12 protein-coding genes are annotated in these 14,320 nt (G+C 69.0%); 9 read left to right on the top strand and 3 right to left on the bottom strand.

Translation table 11 applies throughout. The features are described from left to right. Positions 1 to 80: 80 nt before the first annotated feature. Positions 81 to 683 (bottom strand): COG3650 family protein, encoded by a 603-nt coding sequence (locus tag RAH32_RS13245; RefSeq protein WP_306608409.1) that lies wholly within the window; start codon positions 681 to 683, stop codon positions 81 to 83. 107 nt (positions 684 to 790) lie between these two features. On the opposite strand from RAH32_RS13245, the gene tsaE reads away from it, so the two are divergent. From tsaE to hslV, 6 genes are all read left to right on the top strand, one after another. Further along, the gene (tsaE, locus tag RAH32_RS13240) at positions 791 to 2,191 is read left to right on the top strand and encodes a tRNA (adenosine(37)-N6)-threonylcarbamoyltransferase complex ATPase subunit type 1 TsaE (protein ID WP_306608408.1); all 1,401 of its coding nucleotides are present in this window, start codon (positions 791 to 793) and stop codon (positions 2,189 to 2,191) included. After that, positions 2,179 to 2,847 (top strand): nucleotidyltransferase family protein, encoded by a 669-nt coding sequence (locus RAH32_RS13235; RefSeq protein WP_306608407.1) that lies wholly within the window; start codon positions 2,179 to 2,181, stop codon positions 2,845 to 2,847. Before tsaE ends, RAH32_RS13235 begins: the two co-directional genes overlap by 13 nt. Further along, positions 2,840 to 5,788, top strand: a complete 2,949-nt coding sequence (addB, locus tag RAH32_RS13230; protein ID WP_306608406.1) for a double-strand break repair protein AddB — start codon at positions 2,840 to 2,842, stop codon at positions 5,786 to 5,788. The genes RAH32_RS13235 and addB overlap by 8 nt, the downstream gene beginning before the upstream one ends. Next, a complete protein-coding gene (addA, locus tag RAH32_RS13225; RefSeq protein ID WP_306608405.1) occupies positions 5,775 to 9,176 on the top strand; it encodes a double-strand break repair helicase AddA in 3,402 nt (1,133 codons plus the stop codon). Before addB ends, addA begins: the two co-directional genes overlap by 14 nt. 61 nt (positions 9,177 to 9,237) lie before the next feature. Continuing rightward, positions 9,238 to 9,558 (top strand): thioredoxin, encoded by a 321-nt coding sequence (gene trxA, locus RAH32_RS13220; protein ID WP_103172010.1) that lies wholly within the window; start codon positions 9,238 to 9,240, stop codon positions 9,556 to 9,558. A gap of 147 nt (positions 9,559 to 9,705) precedes the next feature. Then, complete coding sequence (gene hslV, locus RAH32_RS13215) at positions 9,706 to 10,263, top strand: ATP-dependent protease subunit HslV (RefSeq protein WP_306608404.1); 558 nt, start codon at positions 9,706 to 9,708, stop codon at positions 10,261 to 10,263. Positions 10,264 to 10,356: 93 nt separating this feature from the next. Here hslV and RAH32_RS13210 read toward each other — a convergent pair whose 3' ends face one another. Together RAH32_RS13210 and RAH32_RS13205 are read right to left on the bottom strand one after the other, a co-directional pair. Then, positions 10,357 to 10,848 (bottom strand): pyridoxamine 5'-phosphate oxidase family protein, encoded by a 492-nt coding sequence (locus RAH32_RS13210; RefSeq protein ID WP_306608403.1) that lies wholly within the window; start codon positions 10,846 to 10,848, stop codon positions 10,357 to 10,359. After that, positions 10,827 to 11,453, bottom strand: coding sequence for a GNAT family N-acetyltransferase (locus RAH32_RS13205; protein WP_306608402.1), 627 nt, complete (start codon positions 11,451 to 11,453; stop codon positions 10,827 to 10,829). The genes RAH32_RS13210 and RAH32_RS13205 overlap by 22 nt, the downstream gene beginning before the upstream one ends. 114 nt (positions 11,454 to 11,567) lie before the next feature. Between RAH32_RS13205 and hslU the strand changes: the two genes are divergently transcribed. The 3 genes from hslU to RAH32_RS13190 all read left to right on the top strand — a co-directional run bounded on the left by hslU (position 11,568) and on the right by RAH32_RS13190 (position 14,243). After that, positions 11,568 to 12,875, top strand: a complete 1,308-nt coding sequence (hslU, locus tag RAH32_RS13200) for an ATP-dependent protease ATPase subunit HslU (protein WP_306608401.1) — start codon at positions 11,568 to 11,570, stop codon at positions 12,873 to 12,875. 47 nt (positions 12,876 to 12,922) lie between these two features. Further along, positions 12,923 to 13,108, top strand: coding sequence for a PLD nuclease N-terminal domain-containing protein (locus RAH32_RS13195; RefSeq protein ID WP_306608400.1), 186 nt, complete (start codon positions 12,923 to 12,925; stop codon positions 13,106 to 13,108). A gap of 67 nt (positions 13,109 to 13,175) precedes the next feature. Beyond that, positions 13,176 to 14,243, top strand: a complete 1,068-nt coding sequence (locus RAH32_RS13190) for an alpha/beta hydrolase (protein ID WP_306608399.1) — start codon at positions 13,176 to 13,178, stop codon at positions 14,241 to 14,243. Positions 14,244 to 14,320: the final 77 nt, after the last annotated feature.

Below are 14,320 nucleotides of genomic sequence, written 5' to 3'. Positions count from 1 at the left end.
ATCGGGTCTGGTGGGGTGGAACCCACCCTACAGGGCACGGCAGATCCCGTAGGGTGGGGTTCCACCCCACCAAGGCCCCCTCAAGGCTGGATCATGCAGCACCCCGACAGCATGGACGGCTGCTCCCCATGCAGCACCAGCGTTGCCGCCAGCCCGAAGATCCGGTCCGACATGCCGTCCGAACAGATCTGCGGATGGGCAAACAGCGTCATGTCGCGCGCCACGACCACGCGCGACGGATCGCGGAAAATGCCGCTGTCCAGCACGCTCTGCACAGGGCGGCGGTCGCCTGCCTGATCCTCGGGGCTGCGCAGGACCAGATCGCCCCCTTCCACCTTGGCGTCCCAGAACGGCTCGGTCCCCAGGCATCGGAAGGCGGGCGGCAGCTCCCCTGGCTGCCAGACATCGGTGCGATAGGCCAGATAGCGCGCCGAAACCCAGCCGGACCCCTCGCCCGCATTCACCCGCGCCCAGCCCTGGCGTTCCTCGACCACCTCGATCCTGGTCGCGTCAGGCGCCAGGGTGCCGATGATGGCGGCCTTGGCGTTCGGCGCGGCCCGGATGTTCAGGACGTCATCGGAAGCCACGCCCGTCACGTCGAACAGGGTGGGCAGGATGTATTCCTGCGTGGCGAAGGCAGGACCGGCAAGGACAAGCGTCAGGGCAAGGGCTGTGCGGAACATCGGGGGACTCCTTTTCTTGGTCACAGTCTAGCGGCTTTGCCGCCACATGCCACGGGGTCCGTTCACGGATGGTTCCCCCCGCCCGACGAAGCCGCTAGAACAATGCCATGACGACGCGCCTGATTGCCGACGAAGACCTGACCGCCGCCCTGGCGCGGATGCTGGCCGCCACGATGCGGCCCGGCCAGACGATCCTGCTGGACGGGCCGGTGGGCGCCGGCAAGACCCATTTCGCCCGCGCCTTCATCCGCGCCCGCCAGGGCTGTGCGGCCGAGGACGTGCCCAGCCCGACCTTCACGCTGGTCCAGACCTATGAAGACCCCCTGGGGTCCGAGATCTGGCACGCCGACCTGTATCGCCTGACCGATCCGACGGAGCTGGCCGAACTGGGCCTGGACGAGGCGCTGACGGATGCGATCTGCCTGATCGAATGGCCCGACCGGCTGGAACGGCTGCCCGACGGCGCGCTGACGCTGTCCATCGCGTCCCATCCCGATCCCGATCTGCGCAGCATCACCCTGATCGCGCCCGACGCCGCCCGGATCGCCGCCCGCGCGGCCTTCGTGGCGGGCGCGGGCTGGGCCGACGCGCGGGTGGTGCCGCTGGCGGGCGATGCCTCGGCCCGGCGCTATTTCCGGCTGGCGGGCGCGCGGGGCAGCGCGGTGCTGATGGACGACCCCGGCGGGTCCTGCGGGCCGTTCCTGGCGATGACGGAATGGTTGAGGGGGCACGGTTTCGGCGCGCCCGCGATCCTGGCGCAGGACCAGGCGGCGGGCTTGTTGCTGGTTCAGGACCTGGGTGACGATCTGGTGGCCCGGGTGCTGAAACGCGACCCGGCGATGGCGGGACCGATCTATGACCGGATCACCGACTTCCTGGTGGACCTGCACCGCCACCCGGTTCCCCCTTTCGTGGCCCCGCTGGACGGGCCGGCCCTGGCCGAACAGGTCGGGCTTTTCGCGGAATGGTATCCGCAGGCGGCTGGCGGCAGTGGCGGCGAGGAGATCGCGCCCCTGATCGCCCGCCTGCACGCGGACCTGGCCGCCGATGTGCCACCGGTCCTGTCCCTGCGGGACTTCCACGCGGAAAACCTGATCTGGCGGGGCGATGCTGCGTTGGGGCTGATCGACTACCAGGACGCGGTGGCCTGTCACCCGGCCTATGACCTCGTGTCCGCCCTGCAGGACGCGCGCCGCGACGTGGACCCGGCGATCGAGGCCGCCTGCATCGCCCGCTATCTGGCCGCGACCGGACGGAACCCGGATCGGTTCCGGGCAGCCTATGCCCTGCTGGGGGCGCAGCGGAACCTGCGGATCCTGGGGATCTTCACCCGGCTGTGCCTGCGCGACGGAAAGCCGCGATACCTGGACTTCATGCCGCGCGTCTGGCGCTATGTCCGGCGCAACCTGGCCCATCCGGCGCTTGCCCCCTTGGCCGATGCCGTCGCCGCCTTGCCCGCGCCCGATGCCGCCGTCATCGAAAGGATCCGCGCCCGATGCGCCCGCTGATGATCTTTGCCGCAGGGCTTGGCACGCGGATGCGGCCCCTGACCGACAGCCTGCCGAAACCGCTGATCCCGGTCGCGGGCCGGACCCTGCTGGACCGCGCGCTTGATCTGGGCCGCGATGCCGGGGCGGGGCCGGTGGTGGTGAACACGCATTACCTGGGCGGCCAGATCGCCGACCATCTGGCCGGGCAGGACGTGGCCATCAGCGACGAGTCCGGCACGATCCTGGATACCGGGGGCGGGCTGCGCCAGGCGCTGCCGCTGCTGGGCGAGGGGCCGGTCATGACGCTGAACCCGGACGTGGTCTGGACCGGGCCGAACCCGCTGGCCGCGCTGGATGCCGCATGGCGCGACGACATGGACGCACTTCTGATGCTGGTGCCGGTGGACCGGGCAAGGGCGCGGCAGGGGGCAGGGGATTTCTCGCTGGATGCAGGCGGCCGCATCAGCCGCCGGGGCGATTACGTCTATGGCGGCGCGCAGATCATCCGCCCTGACCGGCTGGCGGATATTCCCGACCGGGTGTTTTCGCTCAACCGCCTGTGGGATCTGCTGATCGCCGACGGGCGCGCCTGCGGGCTGATCCACCAGGGCGGCTGGTGCGACGTCGGCTATCCCGAGGCGATCCCCGTGGCCGAGGGGGTGCTGCATGGTTGAACCTTCCTTCCGCGGCCTTTACGCGCTGCCGCCCGGCACCGATTTCGCCCGCGAATTCGTCAACGGCTTTCTGGACCGCATGGCGGGCCGCCCGCCCGAGGCGATGGCCCGCGTCACCATCTATGCCAATGCCTCGCGCACCCTGGCCGAGATGAAATGCGCCTTCGACAAGCGCGGCCCCCTGCTGCTGCCGCGCCTTTTGCCGGTCACGAACCTGGAAACCCCCGAGATGCTGGGCCAGGCCGAGGCCGCGCCCCTGGCCCGGCGTCTGCAGCTGGCCCGGCTGGTGGCCCGGCTTCTGGATGCGCGGCGCGATCTTGCGGCCGGCCACTCCATCGCCAGCCTGGCGCGATCGCTGGCCGGCTTGATGCAGGAAATGCAATACGAGGGGCTGGGGCCTGACGCGCTGGAAGGCATCGACACCGGCGATCACGCCCGGCACTGGCAGAACGCCCTGGCCTTCCTGCGCATCGCCGCGCAGTTCCACCTGGACGGCGCGCCCGTGGACCGCGCGGCGCGCCAGCGGCACGCGGCGGAAACCATGGCGCGCGACTGGGCGCAGGGGATCAACCTGCCCGACGGTCCGGTGATCGTCGCCGGATCCACCGGATCGCACGGCGCCACCCGCCTGTTCATGGAGGCCGTGGCAAGGCTGCCCGAGGGCGCGGTGGTGCTGCCCGGCTTCGACTTCGACCAGCCTCTATCGGTCTGGGACAGCCTGGACCAGGGGACCGAGGATCACCCCCAATCCCGCTTCGCGCCCCTGATCCGCAGCCTGGGCCGCCCAGCACGCTGGACCGATACGATCCCGCCGGTGCCGCAGCGCAACCGCCTGATCTCGCTTGCGCTGCGGCCCGCGCCGGTGACCGACCAGTGGATCGCCGAAGGCCCGCGCCTGCCCGACCTGATGGCGCCCACCGAAGGCCTGACCCTGATCGAGGCCGACCAGCCGGGGGCCGAAGCCGAGGTGATCGCCCTGATCCTGCGCGACGCCGCCGAACGCCACGATTCGGCCACCCTGATCGCGGCGGACGGCAACCTGATCCGGCGCGTGAACGCCGCCCTGGACCGCTGGCACCTGCGCCCCGACGAAAGCGCGGGCCAGCCGCTGACGCTGACCGCGCCGGGCCTGTTCCTGCGCCAGGTCGCGGCGCTGTTCGGCCAGCCCCTGACCATCGACCGGCTGCTGGTGCTGCTGAAGCATCCGATGACGATCACCGCATCCCCCAGGGTCGGCGCGAACGAGGCGCGGCTGCTGGCGCGGCAACTGGAACTGGAACTGCGCCACAACGGCCCGGCCTTTCCCGACGGCAAATGCCTGCGCGACTGGGCCAGCCGAGGCGACGGGCTGCGCAAGGTCTGGGCCGAATGGCTGGCCGATCTCTTGGACCGCATCACGCCCCTGGCCCGCGACCGCGCGCCCCGCCCCCTGCCTGATCGCCTGCGCGACCTGCTGTCGCTGGCGGATGCGCTGGCTGCGGGGCCGGACGGGGATGCGGCGGCGTCCCGGCTGTGGACCGACCGGGGGGGTCCGCTTCTGCGCGCCACCATCGACCATCTGGCCGAACATGCGGGCCACGGCCCAAGCCTGAGCGCGATCGAGTTCTGCGCCCTGCTGCTGGACGAAATGGGCCAGCAATCCGTGCGCGTCGAGGGCGACGCCCATTACCTGCATATCCGCGGCCCGCGAGAGGCGCGGATCGTCGGCGATGGCCTTGTCATCCTGTCCGGCCTGAACGAGGGCGGCTGGCCGCAGGCGCTGAAACCCGATCCCTGGTTGTCGCGGCAGATGCGGTCGGCGGCGGGACTGCCCCTGCCGGAAACCGTGATCGGGCTGGCTGCCCACGACTTCCAGCAGGTGATGGGCCTGCCCCAGGTGATCCTGACCCGCGCCCGCCGCGACGCCGAGGCGGAAACCATCCCGTCGCGCTGGCTGAACCGGCTGACGAACCTGATGGGCGGCCTGCCCGAACGGCGCGGCCCGCAGGCCCTGGCGGCGATGCGCGCGCGGGGCGACCTGTGGCTGGCGCGCGCCCGCGCCGTGTCCCATCCCGCGGGCGCAGTCAGGCCGGCGCCCCGCCCCTCGCCCGTGCCGCCCGCGCTGCCGTTCCGGGAATTGCCGGTCACCGACGTGTCGTTGCTGATCCGCGATCCCTATGCCGTCTATGCCAAGCGCGTCCTTGGCCTGCGCCCGCTGCCGCCGCTGCGCCCAGAACCCGACGCCTCGCTGCGCGGCCAGACCCTGCATTCCATCGTCGAGGCCCTGCTTGAATCGAAGCCCGCGCCCGATACCCCGCACGCCGTCCTGAAGGCGCAGTTCCTGCGCCTGACGGAAACCGTGCTGGCGCGCGACGTGCCCTGGCCCGCCGCCCGCGCCTTCTGGGCCGCGCGCATGGAACGCATCGCCGACCGCATCGTCGCGGACGAACTGGACCGGCTGTCCCAGGGGCGCCCGGTCGTGGTGGAAAAGCGCGGCCGCGTGACGCTGTCGGGGATGGATTTCACCCTGACCGCCCGGCCCGACCGGATCGACCTTCTGCACGACGGGCGGGTGGTGATCTATGACTACAAGTCGGGCAAGCCGCCCACGGACAAGCAGATCGCGGCCTTTGACAAGCAACTGATCCTGGAGGCCGCAATGGCCCGGCGGGGCGGCTTCGATTCGCTTGGCCCGGTGGACGTGGCGGGCATCAGCTATATCCAGCTTGGCGGCGAGGGAGAGACCCATCCCCGCGACTATTCCCCCCAGCTCGAGGCCGAGAACTGGGACGGCTTCCTGCGCCTGGTTTCGGCCTATCTGGCGGGGGGGATCGGATTTGCCTCGATGCGGGCGCCCGAACAGACCAGCTATGCGGGCGATTACGATCATCTGGCGCGATACGGCGAATGGTCGCTGGCCGACGCGCCGCATCTGACGAAGGTGGGCGATGGGCATGGATGAAGCCTCTCTCAACCAGATCGCGGCGGCCGATCCCGCCCGGTCCACCTGGCTGACGGCCAATGCCGGATCGGGCAAGACGCGCGTGCTGACCGACCGGGTGGCGCGCCTGCTGCTGGCGGGGACCGCGCCCGAACGCATCCTGTGCCTGACCTATACCAAGGCCGCCGCGACCGAGATGCAGAACCGCCTTCTGCGCCGCCTGGGCCAATGGGCCATGCTGCCCGAACCCGACCTGCGGCGCGAACTGGCGGAACTGGGCGAGGACGAGACATCCGGGCCGGGGCCTGACCTGGCCGAGGCCCGGCGCCTATTCGCCCGCGCGATCGAGACGCCGGGCGGGCTGAAGGTCCAGACCATCCACAGCTTCTGCGCCTCGCTTCTGCGCCGCTTTCCGCTGGAGGCGGGCGTGCCCATGGGGTTCATGGAACTGGACGACCGGTCCGCCCGCGCGCTGCGCGCCGATATCGTCGAAGGAATGGCGGCCGAAGGCGCGCCCTCGATCCGCGACCTGACCGCCCTGGTCACGGGCGACAACCTGGACGCCTTCCTGGCCGGCCTGTCCGAGGCGGATTTCCCGCGCGAACCCCAAGCCGCGCCGATCTGGCGGTCGATGGGCCTGCCGCCCGACCTGGACCAGGCCACCTTGCTGTCGCGCACCTTCCTGGGCGGCGAGGGCGATCTGGTCGTCGCCCTGGTGCCGATCCTGCGGGGCGGCGGGGCGACGGACGCCAAGCTGGCCGAACAGCTGGCGCGCTGCAACTGGCGCAGCCCCGGCCTGCCCGATCTGCATCTTCTGTGCAAATGCCTGCTGTTCGGCGCGACCGCCCGCGTGCCCTTCGGTCCCAAGATCGGATCCATTCCGACCAAGGCGCTGCGCGAAGGCGCCTGCGCCGCCTTCATGGCCGATCTCGAGGCGCTGATGAGCCGCGTGGCCGATGCCCGGTCCCTGTCGATGGGCCTGGCCTTGGCGGAAAAGACGCTGGCCCTGCACCGTTTCGCGCATGATTTCACCCGGCGCCTTGCCATCGAGAAGGCCACCCATGGCTGGCTGGATTTCGACGACCTGATCCGCCGCACCGCCGACCTGCTGGACGAATCCAGCATGGCGCAATGGGTCCTGTATCGGCTGGACGGCGGCATCGACCACATCCTGGTCGATGAGGCGCAGGACACCAGCCCCGAACAATGGCGCGTGATCCGGCGGCTGACGGATGAATTCACCAGCGGCCAGGGGGCGCATGACCGGCCACGCACGCTGTTCGTGGTGGGCGATCCCAAGCAGTCGATCTATTCCTTCCAGGGGGCGGACATCGCCGTCTTCGAATCCGTGCGCGACCGCTTCCGCCAGGATTTCGACGCCGTGCACCAGCCCATGCAGCAGCGCGGGCTGGCCCATTCCTTCCGGTCCTCGCCCGCGATCCTGTCGCTGGTGGATACGGTGTTCCAGGGCGACGCGGCCCAGGGCCTGGGCGATCCGCCCCGCCACATCGCCTTCCGCGGGGCCATGCCGGGCCGCGTCGACATCTGGCCGCCCCTGCCCGAACCCGAAAAGCCCGACCACGGCGACTGGACCACGCCGGTCGATGCCCCGGCGGAAAACGCGGCCGACACGCAACTGGCCCGCGCCGTCGCGCGCGAGGTCAAGGCGATCATCGGCACGCCCATCACCGATGCCAAGACAGGCCAGGTCCGCGCCATCGGGCCGGGCGACATCCAGATCCTCGTCCAGCGGCGGGCGGGGCTGTTCGACGACCTGATCCGGGAACTGAAGGCGGCGGGCCTGCCCGTGGCGGGGGCTGACCGGCTGAAGCTGGCCGCCGAACTGGCCGTGCGCGACATCACCGCGACGCTGTCGGTCGCCTCGACCCCGGAAGACGACCTGTGCCTGGCGGCCGTGCTGAAATCGCCTCTGTTCGGGCTGTCCGAGGATGATCTTTATCGCCTGGCTGCGGGCCGGGGGCGAGAGCATCTTTGGCAAAGGCTGCGGAACTCGCGGCACCGCGAGGCCTATGAGATCCTCAACGACCTGTTGACCCAGGCCGACGTGCTGCGCCCTTATGACCTGATCTCGCGGCTTCTGGTCCGGCACGGCGGACGCGCCGCCCTTCTGGCCCGCCTGGGGCCCGAGGCCGAAGACGGCATCGACGAGCTTCTGTCCCAGGCGCTTGCCTATGACAGCGTGGAAACGCCGTCGCTGACGGGGTTCCTGGTCTGGCTGGGCAGCGACGACGTGCAGATCAAGCGGCAGATGCCGGGCGGCGCGAACGGGCTGATCCGGGTGATGACCGTGCATGGGTCCAAGGGCCTGGAAAGTCCCGTGGTGATCCTGCCCGAAACGCGCAAGCGCAGGCCGGGCCGGGGCCAGCCCCTGATCCGGCTGGGCGACATCCCCGCATGGCGCGGTCTTTCGGTCGACCGTCCCGATCCCGTCGCGCTCGCCGTCGCCGATCTTGAGCAGCGGCAAGAGGAGGAGCGCCGGCGCCTGCTTTATGTGGCGATGACGCGGGCGGAAAGCTGGCTGATCGTGGCGGCGGCGGGCGATTGCGGGTCGGGGCTGGAGTCTTGGCACTCGATGATCTCGGTCGGCGTCGAACGCTGCACGCTGGACCGCTGCACGATCGAAATCGACGGGATCGGCAGCGCGCAACGGCTGTCCTTCGGCACCTGGCCCGAGGGGCCGGTCGCGTCCGAGGTGACGCTGGCCTCGACCGCGCAGGCCCCGGAATGGGCGGGCCGCCGCGCGCCCCCGGCCCCGCCGCGCCAGTTGGCGATCGCCGCGACCGCCCTGGGCGGGGCCAAGGTGATCGGCGCGCCTGCCCCTGGTGCCGACCCCGACGCCGCCATGCTGCGCGGCACGCGGCTGCACCTGCTCTTGGAACATCTGCCCCACCATCCCGCCGCCGACTGGCCGCGTCTTGCCCGCGCCCTGCTGGCCGGGGCCGAGGGGGGCCTGCCCGACGCGGCCGAACAGGCGGACCTGCTGGCCGAGGCCGCAGCCGTCATCTCCGCCCCCGACCTGGCCGAGATCATGGCCCCCGATCCTGCTGCGCAGGTCTTGTCCGAAGTGGAACTGACCGCGCCCCTGCCGGGCATCGGCACCGTTCATGGCAGCATCGACCGGCTGATCGTGACCGATGCGCGCATCCTGGCCGTGGACTACAAGTCGAACGCGGTCGTCCCCGGCCGCCCCGAGGATACCCCCGACGGCATCCTGCGGCAGATGGGGGCCTATCGCGCGGCGCTGCGGATGATCTGGCCGGACCGGCCCGTCGAACTGGCGATCCTGTGGACCGCCGCGCGCAGCCTGATGACGATCCCCGATCTGGTCCTGGACCGGACGATGGCCGCCCTTGCCCCGGCCCTTGACCGGGGGGCCTTGGCTTCATAGCTGTTGAGGGACAGTCTTTTGCCGCATCCCGTTCGGCATCATCCTTGAAGGAGCGTTTCCCATGGCCACCCAGCCCGTCACCGACAGCCAGTTCGACGCCGAAGTCCGGCAGTCCGATACCCCCGTCATCGTGGATTTCTGGGCGGAATGGTGCGGACCCTGCAAGCAGATCGGCCCCGCATTGGAGGAATTGTCCGAGGAATATGCGGGCAAGGTCAAGATCGTGAAGGTCAATATCGACGAAAACCAGGAACAGGCCGCAGCCCTTGGCGTGCGCGGCATCCCGGCCCTGTTCATGTTCAAGGGCGGCGAGGTCGTGTCGAACCGCATGGGCGCCGCCCCCAAGGCCGCGCTGAAAAGCTGGATCGACGAGTCGATCTGATCGCTTCCCGACAGTCCAGGGGCGGCGGCCTGCGGGCCAGCCGCCCTTTTTCATGGCCGCAGCCGCTCACGGGCGTCGCGATGGGGCCATGGGTTGCAAGGCCGGTGCCCTGCCCATATCTGCAAGCCGAAATGGAAGGAACAGCTTATGGCGGATGACAGATTTCCCGGCTGGCACGGCACCACGATCCTGGCGGTGCGGCGCGGCGGCAAGGTGGTGGTCGCGGGCGACGGCCAGGTCAGCGTCGGCCAGACGGTGATGAAGGGCACGGCCCGCAAGGTGCGCCGCCTGTCGCCGGGCGGGCGCGATGTCGTGGTAGGCTTTGCCGGATCGACCGCCGATGCCTTCACCTTGCTGGAGCGGCTGGAAAAGAAGCTCGAGGCCGCGCCGGGCCAGTTGCAGCGCGCCTGCGTCGATCTGGCCAAGGACTGGCGCATGGACAAGTACCTGCGCAATCTGGAAGCCATGCTGATCGTCACCGACGGCCAGGGGCTTTATGTCGTGACGGGTGCGGGCGACGTGCTGGAACCCGAACATGACGTGGCCGCCATCGGGTCGGGCGGCAACTTCGCGCTTGCCGCCGCGCGGGGCCTGATGGAAACGGACCTGGACGCAGAGGGCGTGGCGCGTCACGCCATGGCGATTGCCGCCGACATCTGTGTCTATACCAACGGCAAGCTGACGGTCGAAACCCTGGAGGGCTGAGCCGCCGGCACAATGGCAAAAGGCCGCGCCGATGCGCGGCCTTGGCCTTGGCCCTGCGGAATACAGGGCCGCTGAAGGGCGCCTAGACGGGCATCACAACCGCACGGTCGCCACGTTGTCCTTGTAGCTTTCCTTGGGATCGCTGATGCCAAGCGCCACCATGGCCCCTGCGACGATGCTTGACGCGTCCAGCCAGATCTCGGCCTTTCGGGGATCGAAGCGCAGCAGGACCAGCTTGGGGTCGTCCTTGCCCTGTTCGTACCAGGCGGCGACATGGCTGTTCCACAGCCGGTCCACCACCGCCCGGTCGGTATCCTCGGTCAGCGTCCCCTCGATCGAGGCCCAGAGGTCGTGACCCTTGGACACGAAATGCGCCCCCGCGTCCTGCGTGCCGCCCGACAGCTTTTCCACCAGGGCATTATCGCGCGACGTGAAGAACCACAGCGGACCGTTGTCCCCTTCCTCGATCTGCGAGGTCATGGGCCGGGTATGGCCATGTTCGCCGCCGACCAAGCCCAGCATCACGGTCATGTCAGAGCGAAGGGCTTTCCAAAGGCGGGCTTTCAGTTCGTCGGGCGTAGGCATGTCTTGTCCTCCGGTGTTCGGGTGCCGGGGGCAACGTGGCGCCCGCCCGATTGTTCCGTAAGGCCAGTGGCGCCCTGGGGTTCCTCGTGACGCATCAGAAGACAGTCCCCTGTCCGGTCAGCCAGTTCCGCGATCGGGCGAAACCCGGCCTTCCCATAGGCCCGGATCGCCCGCAGGTTTGTCTCGTCCGGGTCTATGATGATGGTTTCGTGCCCTTCCGACCGCAGCATTGACACAAAGGCCCGCAGGACGCGCGACCCTAGACCCCGCGACAGAAGATCGGGCGGTCCGATGGACAGATCGACGCCGACCGCATCGTCGGGCAAGTCCATCACCCAGGGCGCATCGGACAGCCAGGGTTCCACCCGCGCGTCAGCGATCCGCCAGACCTGGATATATCCCGTGGGCCTGCCGTCCAGATGGAACAGGAAAGCCCGAGTGCTGTCACGCCCTTCGACGATGTCGCGAAGATAGCCAAGCTCTGTCTCGACATCGCTGGACCACCATGCGCGCCAATGGGGCTGCTCCATCCAGCCTGCGATCAGGGGAAGATCGGCGGCGGTGAGGGGGCTGAAGGACAAGGCTGGCGTGGTCGGCGGCGTCATGACCGCCATCATGCCGACAGGCAGACCCGTCGATCAAGCACAGTCTGTCGGAGGCATCCCTTCAAATTGCGGGTCCAAGCCTATATCTGCCGCTTCAAACCGAAAGGCAGACCCATGACCGACCTGACCCCGCGCGAGATCGTATCCGAACTGGACCGCTTCATCATCGGCCAGAAAGAGGCCAAGCGCGCCGTGGCGGTGGCCCTGCGCAACCGCTGGCGCCGCAAGCAGCTGGGCGACGACCTGCGGGACGAGGTGTATCCCAAGAACATCCTGATGATCGGCCCCACCGGCGTCGGCAAGACCGAGATCAGCCGCCGCCTGGCCAAGCTGGCCAACGCACCCTTCATCAAGGTCGAGGCGACCAAGTTCACCGAGGTCGGCTATGTCGGCCGCGACGTGGAGCAGATCATCCGCGACCTGACCGACGCCGCCATGATCGACACCCGCGAGCGCATGCGCGAGGAGGTCAAGGCCCGCGCCCACAAGTCCGCCGAGGACCGGGTGATCGAGGCTTTGGCGGGCAAGGACGCCCGCGACGGCACCCGCCAGATGTTCCGCGACAAGCTGAAGCGCGGCGAACTGGACGACACCGTGATCGAGCTTGAGGTGCAGGATACCTCGAACCCCTTCGGCGCGATGGAGATCCCCGGCCAGCCGGGGCAGTCGCTGGGCGGCATGATGGACCTGTCGGGGCTGATGAAGGCCTTTGGCGGGCGGCGCGTCCGGCGCAAGGTCAGCGTGGCCGAAAGCTATGACCTGCTGATCGCCGAGGAAGCCGACAAGCTTCTGGATGACGACGCGGTCAAGGCGGCCGCCCTGGAAGCCGTGCAGCAGAACGGCATCGTCTTCATCGACGAGATCGACAAGGTCTGCGCCCGCTCGGACGCGCGCGGCGGCGATGTCAGCCGCGAGGGCGTGCAGCGCGATCTGCTGCCCCTGATCGAAGGGACGACGGTGTCCACCAAATACGGGCCGGTGAAGACCGACCACATCCTGTTCATCGCCTCGGGCGCCTTCCACGTCGCCAAGCCCAGCGACCTGCTGCCGGAACTTCAAGGCCGGTTGCCGATCCGCGTGGAATTGCGCGCCCTGACCGAGGACGACTTCATCCGCATCCTGACCGAGACCGACAACGCCCTGACCCGCCAATACACGGCGCTGATGGCGACCGAGGGCGTGACCGTGGGCTTTGCCCCCGACGGCATCGCGGCCTTGGCCCGGATCGCCGCCGAGGTGAACGCGGCGGTGGAAAACATCGGCGCCCGCCGCCTTTATACCGTGATCGAGCGCGTCTTCGAGGAACTGTCCTTCAGCGCCCCCGACAAGGACGGCGAGACGGTGCAGGTCGATGCGGCCTATGTCGAACGCCATCTGGGCGATCTGTCGCGGTCGACCGATCTGTCACGTTACGTGCTATAAGGAACCGCCCGGCGCGGTTCCGGGTTGGCACCGAAAGGGGGACTGGCATGGGTTATGTTTTCGGAATCATCATCTTCGTGCTGGATGTCTGGGCGATCGCGTCCGTCATCAACACGAATGCCAGCATGGGCACCAAGATCCTGTGGATCGCCCTGATCGCGATTCTGCCCGTGGTCGGGTTGATCCTGTGGTATTTCATGGGACCGAAGGCGAATTATGGCGGTCCCGCATGATCCTGGGACTGGTCTGAGGCCGATTTCTCTGACAGGTTTGCCGCAATCGTTTCCGTGAAGGTGACGCTTGCGGCGTTTTCTTTTGTGCCTTGTGCTGGTCCTGACCGCCTGCGCCCCGCGCGGCGCCCTGGTCATGGCGCCCGAAGGATACCGGCCCTCGATCCTTGAAACCGTCTGGATCGCATCCCAGCGCAGCCTGGACGGGCAGCATATGCCGCAGCCGTGGTTCTCGCGCATCGACGTTTCGGTTCCCCCCGAACGAGCGCCCGGAGATCTGGCCTATCCCCGGCCCGGCGGGGATCCAGGCACGCAATTCCTGGTCAGCGGCGGCGGGCGGCTGGGGGGCGCCGATGCCTTCCGCCGCGCCATCGAAGCCGACCTGGCCCGCCGCGCGCCGGAGGATCGTGACATCATCCTGTTCATTCACGGATACAACTACAGCTTCGCCGAAGGCGTCTATCGCACCGCCCAACTGGCCCATGACCTGCGCCTGCCGGGCGTTCACGCGCATTTTTCCTGGCCGTCGCGGATGAAACCTTATGCCTATTCGGGCGATCGGGACGGCGCGCTGTATTCCCGCGACGGGCTGGTGCAGACGATACAGCTGCTGGTGCAGGCCAGGGGCCGGGGCAAGATCGTGCTGATGGCGCATTCCATGGGCAGCCAGCTGCTGATGGAGGGGTTGCGACAGATGGCCCTGTCGGGGCGGCGCGACCTGATCGACCGCATCGACGGCGTGATTTTGATGTCGCCTGACCTGGACCTGCGGCTGTTCCGGTCGCAGGTCCGCGCCATCGGGCCGCTGCCCCGGCCCTTTGTCATCCTCACCTCGCCCCAGGACCGGGCGTTGCAACTGGCGGCGCTGATCTCGGACGAGCCGCTGCGGCTGGGCAATATCCCCGATGCGCAGCCGGTGGCCGATCTGGATGTGATCGTGGTGGATACCGGGGCCTTCAACACCGGCTATGGCCATTTCAACGTGGCCGATTCGCCGGCCTTGCAGCGTATCCTGACACGGATGCGCGACCTGGACCGGATCCTGCCCGACCAGGGCGGCGTGGCCCCCGGGCTGATCGGCGGCGCGGTCAGCCGGGTCGAACAGGCGGTGCAGGTGGTGCTGTCCCCCGCGCTCTAGGATCTTCCAGATCGAAGGCGGTGCATTCCGTAGGGTGGGGTTCCACCCCACCTTTACCGGGGATCGGTGGGGTGGAA

It is taken from the genome of Paracoccus yibinensis, assembly GCF_030846195.1.
Classification (GTDB): Bacteria; Pseudomonadota; Alphaproteobacteria; order Rhodobacterales; family Rhodobacteraceae; genus Paracoccus; species Paracoccus yibinensis.
The sequence above is the reverse complement of the archived record's forward strand: the minus strand, read 5'-3'. Positions and strand labels throughout refer to the sequence as shown.

Coding starts and splice junctions, on each gene's coding strand:
- RAH32_RS13210 (WP_306608403.1), bottom strand. CDS start 10,848: ATGCCTACGCCCGACGAACTGAAAGCCCGCCTTTGGAAAGCCCTTCGC.
- RAH32_RS13235 (WP_306608407.1), top strand. CDS start 2,179: ATGCGCCCGCTGATGATCTTTGCCGCAGGGCTTGGCACGCGGATGCGG.
- RAH32_RS13195 (WP_306608400.1), top strand. CDS start 12,923: ATGGGTTATGTTTTCGGAATCATCATCTTCGTGCTGGATGTCTGGGCG.
- hslU (WP_306608401.1), top strand. CDS start 11,568: ATGACCGACCTGACCCCGCGCGAGATCGTATCCGAACTGGACCGCTTC.
- addB (WP_306608406.1), top strand. CDS start 2,840: ATGGTTGAACCTTCCTTCCGCGGCCTTTACGCGCTGCCGCCCGGCACC.
- hslV (WP_306608404.1), top strand. CDS start 9,706: ATGGCGGATGACAGATTTCCCGGCTGGCACGGCACCACGATCCTGGCG.
- RAH32_RS13205 (WP_306608402.1), bottom strand. CDS start 11,453: ATGACGCCGCCGACCACGCCAGCCTTGTCCTTCAGCCCCCTCACCGCC.
- trxA (WP_103172010.1), top strand. CDS start 9,238: ATGGCCACCCAGCCCGTCACCGACAGCCAGTTCGACGCCGAAGTCCGG.
- tsaE (WP_306608408.1), top strand. CDS start 791: ATGACGACGCGCCTGATTGCCGACGAAGACCTGACCGCCGCCCTGGCG.
- RAH32_RS13245 (WP_306608409.1), bottom strand. CDS start 683: ATGTTCCGCACAGCCCTTGCCCTGACGCTTGTCCTTGCCGGTCCTGCC.
- addA (WP_306608405.1), top strand. CDS start 5,775: ATGGGCATGGATGAAGCCTCTCTCAACCAGATCGCGGCGGCCGATCCC.